The organism is Caballeronia zhejiangensis (assembly GCF_000698575.1).
In the GTDB taxonomy this organism is placed as follows: Bacteria; Pseudomonadota; Gammaproteobacteria; order Burkholderiales; family Burkholderiaceae; genus Caballeronia; species Caballeronia zhejiangensis.
The window spans coordinates 138,263-160,897 of the sequence record NZ_JFHD01000011.1 but is presented as its reverse complement, the minus strand read 5'-3'; the positions used below and the strand labels follow the sequence as shown (position 1 = coordinate 160,897).

Genomic DNA, 22,635 nt, shown 5'->3' with positions numbered 1-22,635 from the left:
TTGCTGGAGGCGATAAAACGACTGGGCGGCGCATCCGGAGCATCGGCGTCGCCGGTTGAGCGCGGCGACGCCGCGCGAATTGCTTCAGGCAGCCTGGCGCTCGTAGAACGTCAGCGGCGCAACGTGCTCGCGCTGCTGAACGCCGCATCGCGACGCGCAGACGCCGCTTTGTGCCATTACGTCGCGAACGCTTTCTTCACACTTGCCGCAGCACAGCGCGACGCCGAGTTCGAACTGCAGTTCATCAAAGGAGTCCACCCCTTCGGCGATGGCGCTTCGAATCTTTCGGTCGGACACTGATTTGCAGACGCAGACAATCATGATCGTTCGCAATAGTTAGCGTTAATGCGAATTATTATCATTCGGTATTGGCGCCTTTGCAAGCGCAGGACGGTGTTTTTTGTAACAGAGGGCGAAAGTTAGCGGGTTTATTGCTAGGAGAGCCTTGTCTGACGGGGCAAAGCGCGCGATGGAACTGCCAACGCGCGTGAGAAACCCTCAGACGATGTCGGGTTCGGCGAGGCGCGTTCGGCGCGAGGGGATGTCGACGTGCTCGACTTTGGCATCGAGCTGAAGGAGCGCGGCGGCGAGTTGACGCTGCGATTCGCCGTCGGCGGTGGAGCAGAAGCGCGGCATATCGTCGGACGGCGCGCCGAGATTTTTGAGCGCGTGCGCGTCGAGCAGACGATCGAGCTGCCGCGCGATGGCGACGCTCGTGTCGACGATCTGCAGCCGCTCGCCCGCGATGTCGCGGATTGCGCGATCAAGAAAAGGGTAGTGCGTGCAGCCGAGCACGAGCGTGTCGGCGCCGGCATCGAGCATCGGCGCGATATAGCGTTCGAGCAGCGCCATCAGCGCGGGCGACGAGGTGTCGCAGCGCTCGACAGCCTGCACCAGCCCATGTCCCGCCTGACAGATGAAGCGGCAGTCGCCGGCGTAGCGGTCGAGCAGCGACTGAAAGCGCGCGGAGCGCAGCGTGACGGCGGTCGCCAGCACCCCGACCACGCGCGACTTCGAGACCGCCGCCGCCGGCTTCACGCCCGGTTCCACGCCGACGAGCGGAATCGGCAGACGCTCGCGCACGAGCGCGATCGACTGCGCGGTGGCCGTGTTGCACGCGACGACGAGCGCCTTCGCGCCCTGACCGACGAGCCACTCGCCGATTGCCATCGTGCGGTCGACGATGAAATCGTCGTCGCGTTCGCCGTAGGGCGCATGCAGTGAATCGGCGACGTAGATCAGACGCTCGTGCGGCAGAATCGCGCGCACGGCGCGCAGCACCGACAATCCGCCGAGGCCGGAATCGAAAATGCCGACCGGCGCGCTCGCGTCAGACGCGGCACGCTCGTTCTGCATCGGGAAGGGCGCTACGCGGGACATCCGATTATTCGTGATCGCCCATCATGGTCTGCTGGTAATTCTGGATGCCGACCTTGTCGATCAGATCCAGCTGCGTTTCCAGCCAGTCGATGTGCTCTTCGGTGTCGTGCAGGATCTTTTCGAAGATTTCGCGCGAGACGAAATCACGCACCGACTCGCAATACGCGATGGCTTCCTTGCAGGTCGACTGGGAAATCTGCTCGAGCTTCAGGTCACATTCGAGGATTTCCTTGGTCTCTTCGCCGATCAGCAGCTTGTGCAGGTCCTGCAGGTTCGGCAGGCCGTCGAGCATGAACACGCGCTGAATGAGCCAGTCGGCGTGCTTCATCTCACCGATGGATTCGTCGTATTCGTGCTTGTTGAGCTTTTCGAGGCCCCAGTGCTGGTACATCCGCGCGTGCAGGAAGTATTGGTTGATCGCGGTCAGTTCGTTTTTCAACTGCGCGTTTAGATATTCGATGACTTTCGCGTCGCCTTGCATGATTTTGTTTCCTGTTCGTAACGTGGGGCTGTTGGAAAGATAAACCTTGAGTGTGCCGATGCCAAGGCTAGGTAGAAATTTTTTGTTTCAGACGAAACTGAGAATGAAAACGCTTCTCGACTGGCGGCGGTTCAAAGAAAAGAGCCGGGCGCATCGCCCGGCTCTCGTCATTCAGTCACGGTGATAAACCGCCATTAAGCGGCGATCAAGCCGTCGCGACCGGAATCTTGCCGATTTTCGCCTGCCATTCGGCCGGGCCCGTCTTGTGAACCGACGTGCCGCTCGAATCGACTGCCACCGTCACGGGCATGTCCTGCACGTCGAACTCGTAGATCGCTTCCATGCCGAGGTCTTCGAACGCGAGCACCTTCGCCTCGCGGATCGCCTTCGACACGAGATACGCCGCGCCGCCGACCGCCATCAGATACGCCGCCTTGTGGTTCTTGATCGCCTCGATCGCGACGGGGCCGCGCTCGGCCTTGCCGATCATCGAGATGAGGCCGGTTTGCGCGAGCATCATCTCGGTGAACTTGTCCATGCGCGTGGCAGTGGTCGGGCCAGCCGGACCGACCGCTTCGTCGCGAACCGGATCGACCGGGCCGACGTAATAGATCACGCGATTGGTGAAATCGACCGGCAGCTTCTCGCCCTTCGCCAGCATGTCGGCGATGCGCTTGTGCGCGGCGTCGCGGCCCGTCAGCATCTTGCCCGACAAGAGCAGCGTCTGGCCCGGCTTCCACGATGCGACTTCTTCCGGCGTCAACGTGTTCAGGTCGACGCGCTTGCTCGTCTCCGTGTTCGGCTGCCATGTGACCTTCGGCCATGCGTCGAGCGGCGGGGCTTCGAGCTTCGCCGCGCCCGAGCCGTCGAGCGTGAAGTGCGCGTGGCGCGTCGCCGCGCAATTCGGGATGATCGCGACCGGCTTCGATGCCGCGTGCGTCGGCGCGGCCATGATTTTCACGTCGAGCACGGTCGAGAGACCGCCGAGACCTTGCGCGCCGATGCCGAGCGCGTTCACCTTCTCGTGCAGTTCCACGCGCAGTTCTTCGATCCAGTCCTGCGGGCCGCGCGCGATGACATCCTGAATGTCGATCGGGTCCATCAGCGATTCCTTCGCCATGACCATCGCCTTTTCGGCCGTGCCCCCGATGCCGATGCCGAGCATGCCCGGCGGACACCAGCCCGCGCCCATCGTCGGGACGGTCTTGAGAATCCAGTCGACGATCGAATCGGACGGGTTCAGCATCGCGAACTTCGACTTGTTTTCCGAGCCGCCGCCCTTGGCCGCGACCTGAACGTCGACCTTGTCGCCCGGCACGATCTCGTAGTGGATCACGGCCGGCGTGTTGTCCTTCGTGTTCTTGCGGCCGCCTTCGGGCGGGCTCACGATCGATGCGCGCAATACGTTGTCCGGGTTCAGATAACCGCGGCGCACGCCTTCGTTGATCATGTCGGTGACCGACATCGTCGCGCCGTCCCAGCGCACGTCCATGCCGACCTTCACGAACACCGTGACGATGCCCGTGTCCTGGCAGATCGGACGCTTGCCTTCCGCGCACATGCGGCTGTTGGTCAGTATCTGCGCGATCGCGTCCTTCGCGGCCGGGCTTTCTTCCAGCTCGTAGGCGCGGCCGAGCGCCTGGATATAGTCGAGCGGATGGTAGTAGCTGATGTACTGCAGCGAATCAGCGATGCTCTGAATCAGGTCTTCCTGCTTGATGACTGTCATGGCTTTGGGCTCTGGGGGACTGAATTTTTTCCTGCGGGCGTTCTGAAGGACGCTTCACTCGACTGCGCTTTTCGGCGGCGCAAAGGACTCGTCGTGGAAATGGCGCGGATGCGTATGCGTGGTCAGCCGGTCGACATACGCCATGATGAGCGCGGAAACGAGGAACGCGACGTGGATAATCACCTGCCACAACACGGTGTGAAACGTGTGCTGGTCGGGGTTGATGAAGGTTTTCAGCAGATGGATCGACGAGATGCTGATGAGCGCCATCGACAGCTTCACCTTCAGCACGCCCGCGTTGACGTGATCGAGCCACTCGGGCTCGTCGGGATGGCCTTCCACGCCGAGCTTCGACACGAACGTCTCGTATCCGCCGACGATCACCATGATGAGCAGATTCGAGATCATCACCACGTCGATCAGGCCGAGTACGACGAGCATGATATTGGTTTCGTCGAGCGTCATCGCGTGCGTGACGAGATGCCAGACTTCCTTCAGAAACAGGACGACGTACACGGCTTGCGCGACGATCAGGCCCAGATAGAGCGGCACCTGGAGCCAGCGGCTCATGAAGATGACTTTCGGCAGCAGTTTCATCGAGCCGGGCTGCTTGGGCGAGGCGGGAGAATGCTTGGGAGCGGACATGGGCGGCTTTTCAGTCGGGGCGGGTCGAACCGGAATGATGACTGGCGAATATGACGAACCGGAACGTTCAAAGTGCGTGCGGAGCGTTTGCAATCCGCCGGCGAGCGGCGGGTATTGGCGCATTCGCGGTGTCGGGAAGCCCGCTATTGTAGCGTGTCGTCGCGCGGACTTCCCAAATGCTTTCAGAATCCGCTGAACCCGTCCTAGGCGCCGGTTTCGCCCGAAACGGAAGCCCGGGCGCGCGCCTTCAAGCTTGCGAGCGCGATGCCCGTCACGACGCACGCGAGCGCGATGCCGTGCGCGAGCGTCGGACGTTCGTCGAGAAAGGCGATGCCGTAGAGCGCCGCCGCGACCGGCAGCACGGCGCAGAAGACGCCGGCGAGACTGCCGTCGACGTGACGGATGCCCTTCATCCACAGCCAGAACGAGAAGATGCTCGCCGAAAGCCCGTACCACAGGACGAGCGCCCACGTGTTCCAGGCGACGCTCGTCCAGTCGAAGTGCGCGAGCGATGTTGCGCCGAGCGGGAGCATGAGCAACAGGCCGATCGCGTGCGTGTACGCGCAGATGTCGATGGCGGGCAGCGTCTGCGTGAGACGGCGCGAGAGGATCACATAGAGCGATTCGCAGCACACGGCGCCGAGCACCATCAGATTGCCGGGCAGGGAGCTCGCGCCCGCATCCCCGGCCTGCGCGACGTTGATGACGAGCACGCCCGCGATCGCCAGTCCGATCGACGCGAGCGCGCGCGGACCCGGCTTCTCCTTGAGCAAGATCCACGCGAAGAGCGCGACCACGGCCGGAATGGTGCTCGTGATGACGCCCGCCGCGACGGCGCTCGTGCGCGCGACGCCGTTCAACATCAGCAAGGTGAAGCCGAACGTGCCGAAGAATGCCTGCAGGAAAAGGTTGAGCCATTCACCGCGCGCGACGCGCTTCATCTTCGACCAGCGCAGAAGCGGCCAGAGCACCGCGAGCGCGATCACGAAGCGCAGCAGCGCGAAGAGCGGAACGGGAACGAATGCGACGATCGATTTGCCGATGCCGACGTTGCTTCCGACGAGCAGCATCGCTGCAATCAAAAGAAGGGCGTAGCGATTCAAGCTGGATACCGCGCTGGGAGTTCAGTTACGATTGTGGGGACGCATTGTAGAAGCCGCGCGGACTCCGTGTATACCCCGTGCCTGTTGGCCCGGCCACGTAAGAAGCGGGTAAGTTGAGCGGCTTATCTTGAATTCAATGCAGGATGTCGCCGGCATGCGAATGTGCCGTGACATTGTTCCGTGCCGCTCCGGTACGGTAGAAAGGAGACAAGGTCGAAGCCGGGAACGCCGCGCGTTCGCCGCTTTCGAACCTCATAAACATGCGGCGCGCGCAACCCATTCAGCGATGCGCGCGCCGCCGGATTTCGGAAACACCATCAGGAGAGGTTGTCGATGTCTGCGATCGAATCGGTTCTTCAGGAAAAACGTGTGTTCCCGCCGTCAGCCAAGGCAAGCGCGGGTGCGGCAATCTCCGGCATGGACGCCTACAAGGCGCTTGTAGCGGAAGCGGAACGTGACTACGAAGGCTTCTGGGCGCGCATTGCGCGCGAGACGCTCACGTGGCACAAGCCCTTCACGCAGGTGCTGGACGAATCGAAGGCGCCTTTCTACAAGTGGTTCGAGGACGGCGAGCTCAACGCGTCGTACAACTGTCTCGACCGTCATGTGGAAGCGGGCCGCGGCAACGACAACGCGATCATCTTCGAAGCCGACGACGGCACCGTCACCAACGTCACCTATCAGGATCTGCTGGACCGCGTCTCGCGTCTCGCCAATGCGCTCAAGAAGCGCGGCGTGAAAAAGGGCGACCGCGTCGTGATCTATCTGCCGATGTCGGTGGAAGGCGTCGTCGCGATGCAGGCGTGCGTGCGTATCGGCGCGACGCATTCGGTCGTGTTCGGCGGCTTCTCGTCGAAGTCGCTCAACGAACGTCTCGTCGATGTCGGCGCGGTCGCGCTCATCACCGCCGACGAACAGATGCGCGGCGGCAAGGCGCTGCCGCTGAAGAGCATCGCCGATGAAGCGCTCGCCGCGGGCGGCTGCGAGAAGGTGAAGGACGTCATCGTGTATCGGCGCACGGGCGGAAAGGTCGCATGGACCGAAGGCCGCGACGCGTGGCTGCATGAAATCGTCGAGAACGAATCGGCGAAGTGCGAGCCGGAATGGGTGAGCGCGGAGCATCCGCTTTTCATCCTTTACACGTCCGGCTCGACGGGCAAGCCGAAGGGCGTGCAGCACAGCACGGCCGGCACGCTGCTGTGGGCCGCGCAGACCATGAAGTGGACCTTCGACATGAAGCCGGGCGACATCTTCTGGTGCACGGCGGATATCGGCTGGATCACGGGGCATAGCTATATCGCGTACGGGCCGCTCGCCATCGGCGCGACGCAGGTCATGTTCGAAGGCGTGCCGACGTATCCGCACGCGGGCCGCTTCTGGGAGATGATCGCGCGCCACAAGGTCACGATCTTCTACACGGCGCCCACGGCGATCCGCTCGCTCATCAAGGCATCGGAAGCGGACGCGAAGGTTCATCCGAAGAGCTTCGATCTGTCGACGCTGCGCATCCTCGGCACGGTCGGCGAACCGATCAATCCGGAAGCGTGGATGTGGTATCACGAGAACGTCGGCCGTGGGCAATGTCCGATCGTCGATACGTGGTGGCAGACCGAAACCGGCGGCCACATGATCACGCCGCTGCCGGGCGCGACGCCGCTCGTGCCGGGTTCCTGCACGCTGCCGCTGCCGGGCATCATGGCCGCGATCGTCGATGAAACCGGCCAGGACGTGCCGAACGGGCAAGGCGGCATTCTGGTCGTGAAGCGCCCGTGGCCGTCGATGCTGCGCAACGTCTGGGGCGACCCCAAGCGCTATCAGACGAGCTATTTCCCGGAAGAACTCGGCGGCAAGCTGTATCTCGCCGGCGACGGCGCGGTGCGCGACAAGGAAACCGGCTACTTCACGATCATGGGCCGCATCGACGACGTGCTGAATGTCTCCGGCCACCGCCTCGGCACGATGGAAATCGAGTCGGCGCTGGTCGCGAATCCGATCGTCGCGGAAGCCGCGGTCGTCGGCCGTCCGGACGATACGACGGGTGAAGCCGTGGTCGCGTTCGTCGTGCTGAAGCGCGCGCGCCCGGAAGGCGACGAAGCGAAGCAGATCGCCACCGAACTGCGCAACTGGGTCGGCAAGGAGATCGGTCCGATCGCGAAGCCGAAGGACATCCGTTTCGGCGAGAACCTGCCGAAGACGCGCTCCGGCAAGATCATGCGGCGGCTCTTGCGCTCGCTCGCGAAGGGCGAGGAGATCACGCAGGACGTCTCCACGCTGGAAAATCCCGCGATTCTGGATCAGCTCGGCGAAGCGCGCTGATCGTCCGCGACCGCTGCCTCGCGCGGCAGCGGTCGATCCTTATTGCCGATGACATGCGGTTTTGTTAAAAAACCGCATGTCCGATTCTTCCAACCCGACGCCTGCCTCGCCGCCGCCCGTATCGGCGGCGATGGCGCGCGCGCATCGGCGCTACTGGCGCTTCAATATCGCGCTGATCGGCGTGCTGATGACCATCGGCTTCGTCGTCTCCTTCGGCCTGCCGCTCTTCGCGCAACGCTTCCAGCATGCCCGCGTCGCCGGCTTTCCGCTGCCGTTCTATTTCGGCGCGCAGGGCGCGATTCTCGTCTACATCGCGCTGATCCTCATCTATATCGTGCTGATGCAGATGGCCGATGCGCGTCTTGCCCGTGCCGCCCGCGCCGAACAGGGCGACGCCGCATGAAGCTCACGAACCGGCTGATCCTCTCCTACGCGCTCTATACGGTCGGCTTCCTGCTGTTCATCTTTCTGATGGAGCGCATCGAGCGCACGACGGGGCCGGGAACGTGGATCGGCTATGTGTTCCTGTTCGTGCCCATCGCGGTGTACGCGGTGATCGGTCTTTTGTCGCGCACGTCGGATCTCGTCGAATACTACGTGGCAGGACGGCGCGTGCCGTCCGCGTTCAACGGCATGGCGACGGCCGCCGACTGGCTTTCGGCGGCATCGTTCATCGGGCTTGCCGGGTCGATCTACGCAAGTGGTTACGACGGCCTCGCGTACGTGATGGGTTGGACCGGCGGCTATTGCCTCGTCGCGTTCCTGCTCGCGCCGTACGTGCGCAAACTCGCGCGCTACACGATTCCGGATTTTCTCGGCACGCGCTTCTCCAGCAACCTCGTGCGCGGGCTCGCGGCGTTCGCGGCGATTCTCTGTTCGTTCGTCTATCTCGTCGCGCAGATCCAGGGCATCGGGCTGATCGCGTCGAGGTTCATCGGCATCGAGTTTTCGATCGGCATCTTCTGCGGTCTCGCGGGCATTCTCGTGTGCTCGTTTCTCGGCGGCATGCGCGCGGTGACGTGGACGCAGGTCGCGCAATACATCATCCTCATCAGCGCGATGCTGATTCCCGTGTCGATGATCGCGCATCGCGAAGGGCTCGGGTGGTTCCCGCAATTCAACTACGGGCGCGTGATGGAGCGCGTCGAATCGCTCGAACGCGCGGTCGCCGTGTCGCCCGACGAAGCGCGCGTGCGCGCCGATTATCAGCGGCAGGCCGCGCTGATTCAGCAACGCATCGACGCGCTGCCGCAGTCGTTCCATGCCGAGCACGCGCGCCTCGCCGCGGAGATCGCGGAACTGCGCCGGCACAACGGGCCGCTGCGCGAGATCAACGAGCGCGAGCGCGAACTCGCGGCTTTTCCACGCGATGCCGCCGATGCGCACGCCAAATGGTCGCGCGAACGCGATGCGTTGATCGAGCGCGTCGCCGCGCCCGTGCCGATGGCCGAGGCGTTCGCGCCCGGCTCGGCCGGTGACGAGAGCCCGCGCGTGCATCAGATCAACTTTCTGTCGCTGCTCCTGTGCCTGTCGATCGGCACGGCGAGCCTGCCGCACATCCTCACGCGCTACAACACGACGACGTCGGTGTCGTCGGCGCGGCGCTCGGTTGGATGGACGCTGTTCTTCGTCGCGTTGTTCTATTTGACGGTGCCGGTGCTCGCGGTGCTCATCAAGCATGAAATATTGACGGGGCTCGTCGGGCATCGCTTTGCCGATCTGCCGCAGTGGGTCACGCAATGGCGGCGCGTGGAGCCGTATCTGATCCGCATCGGCGATTTGAACGGCGACGGCATCGTGCGCTGGGCCGGCATTCAGATGCAGCCGGACATGGTCGTGCTGGCGGCGCCTGAAATCGCGGGATTGCCGTATGTGATTTCCGGGCTGATTGCCGCCGGCGCGCTCGCGGCGGCTTTGTCGACGGCGGACGGGCTCCTGCTGACGATCGCGAATGCGCTCTCGCACGACGTGTATTACTGCATGGTCGATCGCCGCGCGACGAGCCAGCGGCGCGTGACGATCTCGAAGATTCTGTTGCTCGGCGTGGCGCTGCTCGCGTCGTATGTGGCGTCGCTGAATGCGGGCAACATTCTGTTTCTGGTCGGCGCGGCGTTTTCGCTTGCAGCGTCGAGTCTCTTTCCGGCGCTCGTACTCGGCGTGTTCTGGAAGCGCACGACGCAGCGGGGTGTCGTCGCGGGCATGATCGCGGGGCTCGTCGTCTGCGTGTATTACATCGTGTCGACGTATCCGTTCTTCGTGCAGTTGACGGGTTTCGCCGGGCCGCGCTGGTTCGGCATCGAGCCGATCAGCTCGGGCGTGTTCGGGGTGCCGGCCGGATTCGCGGTGGCGATCGTTGTGAGTCTGTTCGATCGGAAGCCGGATGCGTACACGCGCGCGCTCGTCGATTACATTCGCCATCCGTAGGGGCTGGCGCAGGCGTGGGAACTTGGTATAATCGCGGACTTCCGGAGAGATGGATGAGTGGTTTAAGTCGCACGCCTGGAAAGCGTGTATAGGGTAAAACCTATCGGGGGTTCGAATCCCCCTCTCTCCGCCAGAATATCAAGCCCTTGATCTTCAAGGGCTTTTCTTTTTTGTTCTCAGAATTGACGCGGGCGCTGTAAAAGGCCCGTATGCCGAAAAAATCCGAAACGCGGCCCGTCGTTGTTTCGAATCTCAAGTGGTTCAAATCGAAAATGAGGAAGCTTCGTCCTTTTCCTCGCGCTTCGACATCATAGATTCGGATAACTGATTGAACATGGCGGCGCGCAATCGATCGAGCGTCGAGCATGCGGACAACAAGTGGAGGGGAGCGAGAAGAGTTGTCGTAAGAGTCATGAGCGCTGGTACGGTTGCGCCTCTAATAATGCTCGATGAACTCTCGCACATGGCAGGGCGCAGCGGCCCATGCAGCCCATCTCTTACGACATTCAGAAGGATAGACGATGCGGCCAGGAAAGAAATCGGATTAATCGCGTTATGTAAGCGGCAATCGTTCAACGATGCGCCGGCTTGCCGGCAAACGCTGCAATTCGATCCGTTTCCGTCGTGGTGACTGCGGATTGTGCCGCCGCTTCGCGCGTCGCCTTCTTGCTTTGCGGCGGTGCAACGGACTTTGGACGGTTGCGCGCGGCGGCCGATCCGCCGAGAAAGAAACGCCCCGCGTAAGACACGGGGCATCGCATTGCAAGCTCAGTGCGTGAGAATCATCTGAGCGGCGTGATTCTCGGCGTCGTAGTGCAGCGCGGAGTTCGCCGCCTGCTGTTCCTGAATGAGCACTTCGCGCGCCGCCTGAGCACCTCGCTCATAACCGGCCTTCGTCGCGTGCTCCTCGAGTGCGGCGATAAGCGGCAATTGCTCCTCTGCCACCGAGCGCAGCAAATTCAGGATGTCGCGCCGCATCGCTTCGGGATAAGCGCAGAAGTGCTCGAAGCCACCCGGCGCAGCGACGATGTTCACGAGCGACGTAAGCAGTCGCGCGCGATTGTTGCAATGTTCGCTGATCTGCACCGACTGCGAGAGCGTCGCGTGGCCGTTCGGATCGACGGAAATATGCAGGTCATTCATCTTGAAAAGCCTCTTGTAATAACGGAAGGCCTGCATTTAAGCCGCTCCGGCGCTTGGAAACGCTCGGACGAATCCTATTACCTCGGGTGCGCGACGATCCTTTACTTTCGGATGTTTCCGCTCACGCGAAGCATCGTGCGAGCCAGCGCCAGAACGCGCGGCAACGGCCGGCCGTGACGACGCGCGATGCATCCATGTCGCGCTGCCAGGTCGCATTTTCCTGATCGTCGCGCGACCGAGCGACGAGTGTCCCGAAGTACATGGCAGCCCCCTTTGCGGATATCGATGGCGAACGGCGTCACGTGCGCGACTCCGATGCGTTCAGGATGCCGATGCTTCCGCGAGCGCAAAACCCGCATGACGCGGGGAGCGCGCTTTGCATGCGGACATGGGCGAAAGGAGGGGTACGCGCGTCAGCATGCGCGCAGCGAAAGTTTTACATGAACTGTTGACACAAAAGATTCACAGTCGGAAAGGTCGACGGACCGTATCCTTTGCTGCGCTACGGTGAACGCGAGGCAACCATGCCGGATATCGCATTTCCTCAGCAGGGCGGCGTGAGCGAACGCACGCGCCGGACCGGTCTCATCGTTTTCGGTCTCATACTTCTCGGCGGTATCGGTTATGTCGGATTGCATCTGGCTAACGATCTCGAATCCGTCCGGCTGAGTTCCGCACTGCCTTATTTCCTGCTCGCCGTCGCGCTGCTGATCGCGCTCGGATTCGAGTTCGTCAACGGCTTCCACGACACCGCCAACGCGGTCGCGACCGTCATCTACACGCACTCGCTGACGCCGAACCTCGCGGTGGTCTGGTCCGGGACGTGGAATTTCATCGGCGTGCTGGTTTCGAGCGGCGCGGTCGCGTTCGGCATCCTGCAACTGCTGCCCGTCGAGCTGATACTCCAGGTCGGCAGCAGCGCAGGCTTCGCGATGGTCTTCGCGTTGCTCATCGCCGCGATCATCTGGAACCTCGCGACGTGGTATTTCGGCCTGCCGTCGTCGAGCTCGCATACGCTGATCGGCTCGATCATCGGCGTCGGTCTCATGAATCAGCTATTGCGCGGGCCGAACGGCACGAGCGGCGTCGACTGGTCGCAGGCGGCGGGCGTCGGCAAGTCGCTGCTGTTCTCGCCGATCGTCGGCTTCATCTGCGCGGGACTCCTCTTGCTTTTGCTGAAGGCGCTCGTGCGCGTGCCGGCGCTCTATAAGGAACCGAAGAAAAATCATCCGCCGCCGTTCTGGATTCGCGCACTGCTGATTCTGACGTGCACCGGCGTATCTTTCGCGCACGGCTCGAACGACGGGCAGAAAGGCATGGGTCTCATCATGCTGATTCTGATCGGCACGGTGCCGACTGCCTACGCGCTCAACAAGGCGGTGAGCCCCGCCGAAACGCAGAACTTCGTAGCCGTGGCGCACGAGGCATCGGCGAGCTTCGCGAAATATCTGAACGATGCGCCACCATCCGCCGATGCACGCGAAGACGTTCAATCCTACGTGCGTACGCGCCAGCTTTCGCCCGCGACGCTGCCCGCGCTGAAGCAACTGACCGACATCATCGCGAACCAGGTCGGCGCGTCGGGATCGCTCGCGGCGGTGCCACAGAACCTTGTCGATAACGTGCGCAACAACATGTATCTCGCGTCCGAAGCGATCCGCCTGATGGAGAAGGCGAACGCGCCCGCGTTCGCGCCCGCGGACCGCGCCGTGATCGACAACTACAAGAAGCAGCTCGATCACGCGACGAAGTTTATCCCGACGTGGGTGAAGGTCGCGGTGGCGATCGCGCTCGGGCTCGGCACGATGGTCGGCTGGAAGCGCATCGTCGTGACCGTGGGCGAGAAGATCGGCAAGCAGCATCTGACGTACGGGCAGGGCGCGTCGGCGGAGCTGATCGCGATGCTGACCATCGGTGCGGCGGATGCCTACGGCCTGCCGGTCTCGACGACGCACGTGCTGTCTTCGGGCGTCGCCGGAACGATGGCCGCCAACGGCTCGGGGCTGCAATGGAACACCGTGCGCAGCCTCGTGCTCGCGTGGGTGCTGACGTTGCCGGCGTCGATCGCGCTCGCCGCCGGTCTCTACTGGGCGTTCAGAAATCTCTTCTGAGTGCGTGACGTTCAGGCGTTCGCCGGGCGGCCGGTCTTGACCGTTTCGAGCGCCTTGATCGCTTCGACGAGGCGTTTCTCGGGCGCGGCGTCGAGCATCGCGAGCGCGGCCCGCAGCAGTTCGCTCTTCTTCACGCGCACGCCGTTCTTCTGGCACTTCTCCTTGAGCGCGGCGATCTTCGCGTAGTCGGACTTGGGCATCGTGAAGCTGTCGCGCACGACTTTTTCCTTCTTCACGCGGCGGGCTTTCGCGTCGGCGTTCGGCTGGCTCGCGACGGTCTTCTCCGTTTTCTTCGCGGCAGCGGCTTCGACTGTCGGCGTCTTCCCGGCTTTCTTTGCGACGGGCGCTTTCGCGGCCGGCTTCTTCGCGGTCTTCGGCGTCGTGGCCGCGGCCTTGGTCTGCTCTGCGGGTTTAGCCGTCTTCTTGCTGGCCTTGGCCCCGCGCTTCGCGGGAGCGGGCGCGGCTTCCGTTGCGCCCTTGGGGAAATGAAACGCCTTCTTCGTCGGCGCCTTGACTTGCGGTGTGCTCATCCCGTTCTCTCCCGTCGTATGTGGAGAAAACAGTATATACGGTTTAAGGAGGCGCGCGTTCGCCGGACGCATCCGCGAAACGCGTGTCGCATCAACGGGATAGACGCGCGGCCCTCGACTTATCTACACGCTTGTCCACCGAAACTGTGGATAAGCGCGCGAAGGGGCCGCGTCAATCGTCATGACCGCGATGGCCGTGATCGTCGTCGTGGCGGGAGCGGCAAGCCTTGTCGTCGAGACGTTGCGCGACATAGCCCGGCAGATCGGCATCGTCGATCGCGAAGACGAAGAACTGGTTCGGATTATCGATGCCGTCCGGATGGTTCGTGTCCGTCACGGTGCCGACGAAGTCGTTGTCGTTCGCGATGAACAACGTGTGCTTGAGCGCGCCGCCGACGCGCACGTCCGGCCCGAACGCGAGGCTTTCGAGCTTCGCCGGAATGTCGGTCGACGCGATGCCGTGCGCGTTCAGCGCCTTGACGACATCGAGGAACAGCGTCTTCTGCAGCGCGAAAGGCGCGAGGCCGCTCGCGCCGCTCGTCTGGCTCACGTCCTGCGCGCCCGAAATATCGACGTGATACACGCGCTTGACGGCCGCGCTCGAATCGTCGCCGAGGCCCTTGCCGTCGCGCTCGTCGAGCAGAAGCTCGTGGTCGTTCACGGCGACGATATCGCTGATCGTCGGATAGTTCGGTTTGTCGGCCGTGCCCATGTTGGTGAGCGGATAGGCGAACTGCGTCGATTTGCCGGTGCGCAGATCGATGCGCAGGATGCGCGTGTACGCGCCATTGGTGCCGCCGTCCTGCAGCAGCGGACTTTGCATCGCGCCGAAGAGCGCGTCGCCGTCCGGCGAGATCGCGAGGCCTTCCATGCCTTTGTTCGCGACGCGGCCCGACGCGTTCGCGCCGATCTCGTCGCTGCCGACGGGCGAGAGCGCCGTCACCGCGAACGACGCCGGCACCGCGTACGCCGCGATGCGCTCGCCGCTCTGCCGGTCGAAGCGATAGATGTACGGGCCGTATTCGTCGGAGATGAAGACGCTCGCGCCGTCGCGCGCCACGCGGATGCTTTCCGGATCGAAGCGCGCGTCGCGCGGATACGTCGACGGCCGCGTCGGCGCGAAGTTGTCGGAGCGGCCGGTGAAGTAGTGCGTGTGCTTCTTCGCGTTGAACGCGGGCGCGCCGTTGCCGACGTTCGCCGCGGCGCCGTCGCCGTACACGAGCGGCTCGCGCGTATGGAGGAGCGTCGTGTCGATGAGTGTCGGATCGAGCGTGTAGGGCAACGTGCCGCCTTTCGCGCCGGCTTGGAGGCGCAGGATCAGCGTCTGGAAACGGTTGATGTACGACGCGGTGTCGTCGATGGCCTTGTTGTACGAGATCGCGTTCGGGCCGCGATCGGGCACGGCGAGAAACGTGTCGCAGCCGGCATACGCGAGTCCGGAGCCGAGCCCGCCGAGCAGATTGCCCGGCGCGCCGTTTTCGAGCGGCGCGGCCGTCGCCTTCGAGCGATCGACGGCATTGCCGCTCAACTGACCGATCGCGATGAGATCGACGCTCGCCCAAGCGGACGAACCCGCGATGGTCAACGCTAAAAAACCGAACGACAAGGCACATGCACGCGCTAGAACCATGAACGTCTCCTTTCTATGGAATTGCCCGCGCATTATTACGAGCGGCAAGTGACGTTCATATGACTAAGGAAGCGATCCTTTACTTTGAGCCATATCCGACCGATGCGAGCGCGCGATCCCGAAACGACAACGCCGGCGCAAGGCCGGCGTCGTGGACGAAAGTGCGCGGCTACTGCTTGATCGTCCCGGTCGATTTGGAGTCACCCGGCTGAGCCGGCGACATCCCTTGCTCGCGCTGCTGCATCAGCGTGCCGCCGCCGGAGGTGCCGGACTGCACGCCGCCTTGCGACGAGTCGCCCGTGCGCGGGGCGGGCATCGGTTCATTCTTGCCCGGCTGCATCTGCTGCTGACGCTGCATCAACTGATCGCGCGACATTTCCTGCGAAAGCGCGCTGGTGCTGGCCAGCGCGAGGAGCGCGCCAGCGATCGCGGTAGTGGTTTTCATATCTGTCTCCTTGAGCCGGCGCCAGGCGCGCCGCTTACAGAACCGTCAGCATCGAACGTGCCGCGTGCGCCGCGATTAGGACTGTCCTTATTTATGTCTTAAGCGACGCTAAATGGCCGATAAACGGATAGGATATTTGACAGGCGATCCAGGGCGCGGGTCTATTACAATTCGCGATCCAAACAATATCGAATTGCCTGTTTCCCGTTCGAAAGTCTGCACGCCACGGAGTACTTCATGTCGATCATCGCACTGAGCGAATTATTGAAATGGCGCGATCAATTGCCCGAGGAGTCGGGCGAGGAAGCGCACATGCTGAACGCATTGATTGCGCGTCGCGAAGCGGAAATGCGCGCGCGTATCGCGGATTCGATCGCGGCAGTCAGTCAGCGCGAAAACTGGAAACTGCAACGCTGCGCGGCGATTGCACGGCGTGTCGAAGAAACGCCGGTTCGTTATTTGGTATCGATTGACGAATTTTTTCAGAATCGAAACGAAGGCGCGCCTCATGTCGAAACGCCAGAGGTTCTGTCAGATTTCTTCGCGGACGATCGGCGCGAGGCCGCACTGACGCACGCGCCGCTGCACAGGCCCGCGACGCAGATCGGCATGCCCGGATTGCCGACGCCTGTCGTCAATCTGCATGGAGTCATGGGTTCGCTCGAGTCGCGCGTCGCTGAGACGCCGGGCATTGCGTGCGGTCTTCAGGGCATCAGGATCATGCGTATGGTCGCCTTGATGTCGAAAGCGCGCTCCGCTCAAATCGCCAGGATGAGGATGAACGGGACGCAAGCGTTTTATCGCCACTCTTGATTTTCGATCGTTGCATTCGGCGCATTCCGATTTTTTCATCGCGTTACATTTTTATCCTCTTTCTCACGGAATCCGCGCACTGCGTCGGCGGCATTTTCTGCATCGTTTGAATCGCCGGACGTCTCGCCTATACTTGATCCGATAGCTTATTCGAGCGAAAGAAAGCAGATTCCGTTCGTCATGCAGAATGGTTGCGCCGGTATTCATTCGAATCGAATAACGCGTGTCGCGGTACCGAATTTAAACCAACCTCAATGCATGACAGCCAGTGCTGGAAAAGACTGGCCAGGGAGCCATCGTGAAAAGCCTGCTGAGCAGAAGAGGGAGCTTGCTCGACAACGCACCATCGTTTCTCGTGCGTCAAAAAGCCAACATTCCACGCGGCTTCACCGCGCCGGAGATCCACGCCGAAGACCTGTCCGGGGAGGAGTCCGTCCCGGTTCAGCTTTCGACGCGCGTCACGCCGCTGCGGCCCGGGGTCGTTCCCGCCACCCAGCAATCCGGCAAGGAAGCCGTGCAGGCCGCGCATCTCGCGGAAGTCGAATGGCTCGTTCAGCAAGGTGCGCTCTCGACGTTTCGCACGTTTCAGAGCTTCGCCTATTCCGCGAGCCTGCTGTTTTATCCGCGCGATCTGATCTATTACGCCGTGCTCCATCATGAGGATGCGGTCTGGCGCGTGCTCAAGGCCGGCGACCTCGGCGCGGCGGAATCGGCGTTCCGTCATTTCGTCGAACAGGCGATGCGGCTTGCCGACGCCGAAATGCGGCGCGCGCATCTCGAAGCGCAGAACGAGCAGATCGAACGTCTCACCGCGGAATCGGACGCGCAGATCGAGCGCGTGCGCGTCGATCTGCAGCGAGGCGGGCGGCACGATCAGGAGGTTGCGCTCAAGCAGCAGGAAATTCGCAAGGAGCTGGCGCAACTCGAAGGACGGCGCGCCGCGGCGCAGGCGCAACTCAACAAACTGCAGCGCCAGCTTCACCAACTCAACACGGCGGTCAACGAGAACGTGCCGAATCTGCCTGTCGTTCGATGACGCCACATTCAATCGTCCGAAGAAAACTTCCCGATCTCGCGTAGAATCGCCCCTTCGGGCAGCTAGTCGATTCTTTCGGCATACTCCCCACCGAACTTCGCAATGTATGTGCTGAGCCCGCGTCCGGCGCGGGCCAGTTGCTTCATTTCCTCGACGCGCGCGCGACCGGGCACGCGATAGTCATACAGGTATGTCCCGCCGTTGACGAAGCGCACTTTGATGCCGTCGTGCAGGATGTCGAATGCTTCGACGCCCGAATTGCCGGCAATATTTCGATAAGGCTGCATGGTGTCTTCAAACTCGAACGTACGCAAACGATTGCGCGCTCGTAGCAGGCCTAAAGTTTCGTCGGCGGGGACCGTTAAGGATGTCATGGATAAAGACCAATTCCCGTTCCTCGACTCGGACGATCCGCACTTTCAGCACGCTCGCGCGCTGAGCCTCTCGGTCGGTGCGATTCGCCGTGCACAAGGCAAGTGCAGCCCCAACGACTTCCCGGTCGGCTCGCTCGAATGGCACTTCGCCATCGAGGATTTCGCAGGCGATGTCCTGCGCGCGCTGATGGGCGAAACCGAAGGCGTCAACATTCAGGTCGGAGAGCGGCCGCTCGACTGACCGCGCGCCGCGCGTCTTAAACGCCGCCCATCGGCGGCGATTCCCCTTTGCTATAGCTTCACGCCGCCCGCTTCGGGCGCATCCACACCGCCGGGCGGGATCGCGCCGCCCGGGCCGACGTCGCTCGTCCGGTCGCTCGACCAGTACGGCTCGCGTCCGTAGTGCTGATGCACGGTGCTCGCCCAGACGCGATCCGCCATCGAAGGCCAGGAATCCTTGTCGAAGCCCGGCGAGTTGCGCACCTGCTCGGCCGTCGCGTCGATCCGGAAGCAGTGGTTGTCCGTATCGAGCGTGAGTGCGCTCCACGGCACGGCGAGCAGTTTGTCGCCGATGCCCAGAAAGCCGCCGCTCGACAGCACCGCATAAGCGATCCGTCCGCTCGTCACGTCGAGCATGATTTCCTTCAGCGATCCGACATCCTGGCCGTCGCTGCTTCTGACCGAATTGCCGTCGAGCGTGCTCGCCGCCATGACATCGGGTCCGGGGCCGGCGGCCGTCGCCGCGCCCTTGCCGACGATCTTCGCGCCCGCGGAAGCCGGTTCCATCGATTGACTCATGATCCGCTCCTTTGACCATCGTGAGACACGTTATGGTGAGCAACGGCCGTACCCATGGCGTGTCATCGCGCTCTGCTAAGCTCGGAATTCGTTCATTCCGTCCGCTGCCCATGATCGCTTTCGAGGAATTGCTGGCCGTCGCCTACAAGAAGGAGCGCATGCAGAGCCGCCGTCTCGCCAAAGGCGCGGCGCTCACCGAGCACGCGGCGCTCGTCAGGACGTTGCAGAAGGCGGCGGGCGAGCAATCCTTGCGAGATTTCGTCGATGCGCGCCGCGCCGAGCAAATCCGAAACGCCGATGCGCTGCGCTCACGCGACGCCCGGCGCGCCGAACGGAGCAGGCCGCGTAGGACCGAGCCCGAAGCGACAGGATGGCGCGGCTGGTTCGACGGCTCCGCGCTGCCGAATCCCGGGCGGCTGGGAATGGGAGGGGTGCTCGTCGGTCCGCTCGGGGAGACGGTCGAGATCAGCATCGCCGCGGGCATCGGCGACAGCAGCGCGGCGGAATATCTCGCGCTGATCGCGCTTCTCGAAGCGGCGCTGCGCGAAGGTGCAGCGGAAGTGGTGATCTACGGCGACAGCCGCGTCGTCATCGACGACGTCAGCGCACCGGAGAACGCCGGCATCCGCTCGCTCGCGCATCACGCCGCGCGCGTGCGCTCGCTCATCGCGCAGATCGGCGATGTGCGTCTGCAGTGGATTCCGCGTGCGCGCAACGCCCGCGCCGATGCGCTGTCGCGTCAGGCGCTCGACGCGGCGCGCGCGTCGGTCGAAGCGGCCTGACTTGCGGAATCATTACAAATCGCGGACGTCCGCCGTCGGGGTGTCGCCGAATGCGTCGCTGAGGAGATAATCGACGACCTTGCGCGCCGACGCCTCGGGCGTTGCGAGATGGCCGTCGCGCTTGAGCGCGTCGAAGCGCTCGCGCATCGGGAAGCGTTCGAGCGCGGTGCCGCGGATTTCGGCCTGCATGTCGGTGTCGACGACGCCCGGCGCGACGCTGCAGATGCGCAGCGCGCGATTGCCGTCGAGCGCGACCGCGCGCGCGTGATGATCGAGCGCCGCCTTGGTCGCGCAGTAGATGCTCCAGCCGGGGTAAGCGTTGCGCGCCGCGCCGCTCGAAATATGCACGATGCGCCTGTCGATCGACGGCCCGGCCGCCTGCGCCACCGCCGACGCAAGCATCAGCGGTGCGGCGACGTTCACACTGACCGCGCGCGCGACGTCGGCCGGCTTCTGATCCGCGAGACTGCCGACCGGCGCGAGCAGGCCCGCGTTGTTGACGAGCACCACGCGTTGCGCGCCGGACACGAAGCGGGACAGGGCGTCGCCCGACAGCCATTCGGTGAGCTTCGGGAGATCGGCGAGATCGAGCTCGACTTCGTGCAACTGACCGGGATGGCGCGCGGCGAGTTCGTCGTTGCGCTTTCGGGAAATCGCGAGCACTTGCGCGCCTTGCTCGAGCAGCAGCGAAGCGAGCGCGGCGCCGAGTCCGCGGGTGTGGCCGGTGAGGATGACGCGAATCGGTTCGGACATGAGCGTGGTCGGGTTGGCTGAAGTCGTCCGATTCTATCGACAAGCGCGGCGGGGCGCCGGCTACGCCAAAACGCGTCATCCCCGCAACAGGAGCGAGCGGGGAATACGGTCGTTCGTTGGTTCCTGGACACAGATGCGATCGGGCATCTTCTTTTGACTGACAAGCTTCTTCACAAAATTGACAATCGATCTCAAACAAGAATCATCGGAGCCTGCCATGCCGAATCGCCGCAAAGCATCCCGAGCTGCGTCGTCGATCTCCGAGTCCGATCGCCTTGCCGCGCGCAACAATCGCTCGCTGACTTGCTGCATCGCGGCTTGCGCGACCTTCATCGGCTTGCCTGCGGCGTCGTGGGCTCAGAGCTCGGTGCAGCTCTACGGTGAACTCGACGCGGGCATCGCTTATACGAACAACGTCGGCGGCCACTCGCAATATCGCCTGACGAGCGGCACCATCGACGGCAGTTACTGGGGGCTGCAAGGCACCGAGGATCTCGGTGGCGGCGCGCGCGCGATCTTCCGGCTCGAGCGCGGCTTGTCCGTCGCGACGGGCGAGGGGCTGAACGATCATCCGATGTATGTCGGCATCGGCACCGATACGCTCGGCACGCTCACCTTCGGCCATCAATACGACTCGATCCACGATTACTTCCAGACCTTCACGCTGACCGGCAACACGGGTGGCACGGCGTTCGCGCATCTGCTCGACAACGACAACGCGAACAACTCGTTCCTCGCGGCGAACTCCGTCAAATACACCAGTGGAAACTATGGCGGCCTGAGTTTCGGCGGTCTCTACGCGTTCTCGAATCAAGCGGGCGGATTTTCGGACAATCGCGCGTACAGCGTCGGGGCCAACTATTCGGCGGGCTCCTTCAACGCGGGCGCCGCCTATCTGCACAACAACGGGCGCGGCAACACGACGAGCGGCGCATACGATTCGCTCGCGCTGCCCGGCCCGGGCAACACGATATTCAACGCCAACGTGCAGCGGCAGAACACGTTCGGCGTCGGCATGAGCTACGAGATCGGCGAATTCACGTTGGGCGGCGCATTTTCCCGCGCGATCAATTCCGGCGTCACCGATGCCGACACCGGCGAGCTGATGCCATCGCTCGCGCTCAACAATTACGAGATCAACGGCATCTACAAGCTGACGCCGGCGATTCAGATCTCCGGAATGTACGTGTACACCAACGGCGGCGGCGCGCACTGGCACGAGGGCGCGCTGCAGGTGGACTATCTGCTCTCCAAGCGCACGGACGTGTATCTGGAGTCGATCTATCAGCGGGCTTCGTCGGGCGCGCCGGCGGTGATCAACACCAACGATCCGTCGAGCGGCCGCAATCAGCTGATGTTGAGCACGGGCATCCGTCATCGTTTCTGACCATTCTGCGGGCGTCGCGCGCGTGCTAATTTTGCGGTTTAGTTTGCGCCGATCCGCAGGTGTCCCATGTCGCTCCAGACTTTCTCGCTGTTCCTGCCCGCGTGCTTCGCCATCAACATGGCCTTCGGGCCGAACAACGTGCTGTCGCTGTCGAACGGCGCGCGCGATGGCGTTCGCGCGTCGGTGCTGGCGTCGTTCGGGCGGATCGTCGCTTTCGCGATCATGATCGCCATCGCCGGGCTCGGGCTCGGCGCGCTTTTGCTCGCATCGCAGACGCTCTTCACGGCGATCAAGTTCGCCGGCGCGGCGTACCTCGTGTGGATCGGCGTGAAGCTGATCCGCTCCGGACCTTCGCTCGTCGTCAAGGAAGAGGGCGCGGCGCGCGGTCCGATGAATCTCGCGCGGCTTACCAAACAGGAATTCTGGGTCGCGGCGGGCAATCCGAAGGCGATCCTCGTATTCACGGCCTTCTTCCCGCAATTCGTCGATCGCAGCGCGTACGCGACGAGCTTCGCCATTCTCGGCGCGACGTTCCTGCTGCTCGAACTGGTGGCGATCTTTATTTACGCCGCGCTGGGCGCGCGCCTTGGCTCGCTTTCGCGCGGCGCGCGCGGTTTCACATGGTTCAATCGCGCGAGCGGGGCGCTGATGATCGGCTTCGGCGTGATGCTCGCGTTCGTGCGGCGGCCCGCGACTTGATTCAGCGACTTTCGGGATCGAATTAATCGCGCGAATTATTACATTGAGTCATAGTC

24 protein-coding genes and 1 tRNA gene are annotated in these 22,635 nt (G+C 63.1%); 11 read left to right on the top strand and 14 right to left on the bottom strand.

Annotated features, from left to right (window positions below):
- Positions 1 to 84: 84 nt before the first annotated feature.
- The 6 genes from BG60_RS36905 to BG60_RS16645 form a co-directional block, all read right to left on the bottom strand.
- Positions 85 to 321 carry a (2Fe-2S)-binding protein gene (locus tag BG60_RS36905; protein ID WP_008350432.1) on the bottom strand — a complete coding sequence of 79 codons (237 nt, stop codon included), beginning with the start codon at positions 319 to 321 and terminating at the stop codon, positions 85 to 87.
- Positions 322 to 498: 177 nt separating this feature from the next.
- Positions 499 to 1,380 carry a glutamate racemase gene (murI, locus tag BG60_RS16665; RefSeq protein WP_034472121.1) on the bottom strand — a complete coding sequence of 294 codons (882 nt, stop codon included), beginning with the start codon at positions 1,378 to 1,380 and terminating at the stop codon, positions 499 to 501.
- 4 nt (positions 1,381 to 1,384) lie between these two features.
- Positions 1,385 to 1,861, bottom strand: a complete 477-nt coding sequence (bfr, locus tag BG60_RS16660; protein WP_008350427.1) for a bacterioferritin — start codon at positions 1,859 to 1,861, stop codon at positions 1,385 to 1,387.
- Between the two features lie 205 nt (positions 1,862 to 2,066).
- Complete coding sequence (locus tag BG60_RS16655) at positions 2,067 to 3,590, bottom strand: fumarate hydratase (RefSeq protein ID WP_008350426.1); 1,524 nt, start codon at positions 3,588 to 3,590, stop codon at positions 2,067 to 2,069.
- Between the two features lie 54 nt (positions 3,591 to 3,644).
- Positions 3,645 to 4,235, bottom strand: a complete 591-nt coding sequence (locus BG60_RS16650) for a TIGR00645 family protein (protein WP_034472119.1) — start codon at positions 4,233 to 4,235, stop codon at positions 3,645 to 3,647.
- Between the two features lie 203 nt (positions 4,236 to 4,438).
- Positions 4,439 to 5,338 (bottom strand): DMT family transporter, encoded by a 900-nt coding sequence (locus tag BG60_RS16645; RefSeq protein WP_033537208.1) that lies wholly within the window; start codon positions 5,336 to 5,338, stop codon positions 4,439 to 4,441.
- Between the two features lie 333 nt (positions 5,339 to 5,671).
- Here BG60_RS16645 and acs point away from each other — a divergent pair, with 333 nt between their 5' ends.
- The 4 genes from acs to BG60_RS16625 all read left to right on the top strand — a co-directional run bounded on the left by acs (position 5,672) and on the right by BG60_RS16625 (position 10,211).
- Positions 5,672 to 7,654, top strand: coding sequence for an acetate--CoA ligase (gene acs / locus BG60_RS16640; RefSeq protein ID WP_008350420.1), 1,983 nt, complete (start codon positions 5,672 to 5,674; stop codon positions 7,652 to 7,654).
- A 76-nt stretch (positions 7,655 to 7,730) separates the two neighbouring features.
- A complete protein-coding gene (locus BG60_RS16635) occupies positions 7,731 to 8,057 on the top strand; it encodes a DUF4212 domain-containing protein (RefSeq protein WP_008350418.1) in 327 nt (108 codons plus the stop codon).
- On the top strand, positions 8,054 to 10,078 hold the full coding sequence (locus tag BG60_RS16630; protein WP_034472117.1) for a sodium:solute symporter family protein: 2,025 nt from the start codon (positions 8,054 to 8,056) through the stop codon (positions 10,076 to 10,078). The genes BG60_RS16635 and BG60_RS16630 overlap by 4 nt, the downstream gene beginning before the upstream one ends.
- Positions 10,079 to 10,121: 43 nt before the next feature.
- Positions 10,122 to 10,211: transfer RNA gene (locus tag BG60_RS16625), tRNA-Ser, on the top strand.
- A 635-nt stretch (positions 10,212 to 10,846) separates the two neighbouring features.
- On the opposite strand, the gene BG60_RS16615 is transcribed toward BG60_RS16625, so the two are convergent.
- Both BG60_RS16615 and BG60_RS38755 read right to left on the bottom strand, forming a co-directional pair.
- On the bottom strand, positions 10,847 to 11,257 hold the full coding sequence (locus BG60_RS16615; RefSeq protein ID WP_008350411.1) for a hypothetical protein: 411 nt from the start codon (positions 11,255 to 11,257) through the stop codon (positions 10,847 to 10,849).
- Between the two features lie 85 nt (positions 11,258 to 11,342).
- Positions 11,343 to 11,483 carry a hypothetical protein gene (locus tag BG60_RS38755; RefSeq protein ID WP_160172896.1) on the bottom strand — a complete coding sequence of 47 codons (141 nt, stop codon included), beginning with the start codon at positions 11,481 to 11,483 and terminating at the stop codon, positions 11,343 to 11,345.
- Between the two features lie 262 nt (positions 11,484 to 11,745).
- Between BG60_RS38755 and BG60_RS16610 the strand changes: the two genes are divergently transcribed.
- Positions 11,746 to 13,332, top strand: a complete 1,587-nt coding sequence (locus tag BG60_RS16610; protein ID WP_034472177.1) for an inorganic phosphate transporter — start codon at positions 11,746 to 11,748, stop codon at positions 13,330 to 13,332.
- A gap of 11 nt (positions 13,333 to 13,343) precedes the next feature.
- On the opposite strand, the gene BG60_RS16605 is transcribed toward BG60_RS16610, so the two are convergent.
- From BG60_RS16605 to BG60_RS16595, 3 genes are all read right to left on the bottom strand, one after another.
- Complete coding sequence (locus tag BG60_RS16605) at positions 13,344 to 13,862, bottom strand: hypothetical protein (RefSeq protein WP_008350407.1); 519 nt, start codon at positions 13,860 to 13,862, stop codon at positions 13,344 to 13,346.
- 172 nt (positions 13,863 to 14,034) lie between these two features.
- Entirely contained in the window at positions 14,035 to 15,492 is a 1,458-nt protein-coding gene (locus tag BG60_RS16600; RefSeq protein WP_051996532.1) for an esterase-like activity of phytase family protein, read from the bottom strand.
- A 169-nt stretch (positions 15,493 to 15,661) separates the two neighbouring features.
- The gene (locus BG60_RS16595) at positions 15,662 to 15,937 is read right to left on the bottom strand and encodes a hypothetical protein (protein ID WP_034472113.1); all 276 of its coding nucleotides are present in this window, start codon (positions 15,935 to 15,937) and stop codon (positions 15,662 to 15,664) included.
- Positions 15,938 to 16,174: 237 nt separating this feature from the next.
- On the opposite strand from BG60_RS16595, the gene BG60_RS16590 reads away from it, so the two are divergent.
- Positions 16,175 to 16,750, top strand: coding sequence for a hypothetical protein (locus BG60_RS16590; protein WP_034472111.1), 576 nt, complete (start codon positions 16,175 to 16,177; stop codon positions 16,748 to 16,750).
- Between the two features lie 298 nt (positions 16,751 to 17,048).
- Positions 17,049 to 17,786: a DUF2968 domain-containing protein gene (locus BG60_RS16585; protein WP_034472174.1), complete on the top strand. Its 738-nt coding sequence runs from the start codon at positions 17,049 to 17,051 to the stop codon at positions 17,784 to 17,786.
- 62 nt (positions 17,787 to 17,848) lie between these two features.
- On the opposite strand, the gene BG60_RS16580 is transcribed toward BG60_RS16585, so the two are convergent.
- Positions 17,849 to 18,160, bottom strand: a complete 312-nt coding sequence (locus BG60_RS16580; RefSeq protein WP_372492530.1) for a hypothetical protein — start codon at positions 18,158 to 18,160, stop codon at positions 17,849 to 17,851.
- Between BG60_RS16580 and BG60_RS16575 the strand changes: the two genes are divergently transcribed.
- Positions 18,159 to 18,401 carry a hypothetical protein gene (locus tag BG60_RS16575; protein ID WP_008350396.1) on the top strand — a complete coding sequence of 81 codons (243 nt, stop codon included), beginning with the start codon at positions 18,159 to 18,161 and terminating at the stop codon, positions 18,399 to 18,401. The genes BG60_RS16580 and BG60_RS16575 overlap by 2 nt on opposite strands.
- A 50-nt stretch (positions 18,402 to 18,451) precedes the next feature.
- Here the strand turns inward: BG60_RS16575 and BG60_RS16570 are convergent, their stop codons facing one another.
- Complete coding sequence (locus BG60_RS16570; protein ID WP_008350394.1) at positions 18,452 to 18,958, bottom strand: PRC-barrel domain-containing protein; 507 nt, start codon at positions 18,956 to 18,958, stop codon at positions 18,452 to 18,454.
- 110 nt (positions 18,959 to 19,068) lie between these two features.
- Here BG60_RS16570 and BG60_RS16565 point away from each other — a divergent pair, with 110 nt between their 5' ends.
- Positions 19,069 to 19,740 carry a ribonuclease HI family protein gene (locus BG60_RS16565; RefSeq protein WP_008350393.1) on the top strand — a complete coding sequence of 224 codons (672 nt, stop codon included), beginning with the start codon at positions 19,069 to 19,071 and terminating at the stop codon, positions 19,738 to 19,740.
- A 12-nt stretch (positions 19,741 to 19,752) separates the two neighbouring features.
- Here BG60_RS16565 and BG60_RS16560 read toward each other — a convergent pair whose 3' ends face one another.
- Complete coding sequence (locus BG60_RS16560; RefSeq protein ID WP_034472105.1) at positions 19,753 to 20,493, bottom strand: SDR family oxidoreductase; 741 nt, start codon at positions 20,491 to 20,493, stop codon at positions 19,753 to 19,755.
- Between the two features lie 217 nt (positions 20,494 to 20,710).
- Here BG60_RS16560 and BG60_RS16555 point away from each other — a divergent pair, with 217 nt between their 5' ends.
- Positions 20,711 to 21,880: a porin gene (locus BG60_RS16555; protein WP_241484860.1), complete on the top strand. Its 1,170-nt coding sequence runs from the start codon at positions 20,711 to 20,713 to the stop codon at positions 21,878 to 21,880.
- Between the two features lie 66 nt (positions 21,881 to 21,946).
- The gene (locus tag BG60_RS16550; RefSeq protein ID WP_034472102.1) at positions 21,947 to 22,579 is read left to right on the top strand and encodes a LysE family translocator; all 633 of its coding nucleotides are present in this window, start codon (positions 21,947 to 21,949) and stop codon (positions 22,577 to 22,579) included.
- The last annotated feature ends 56 nt before the right edge of the window (positions 22,580 to 22,635 follow it).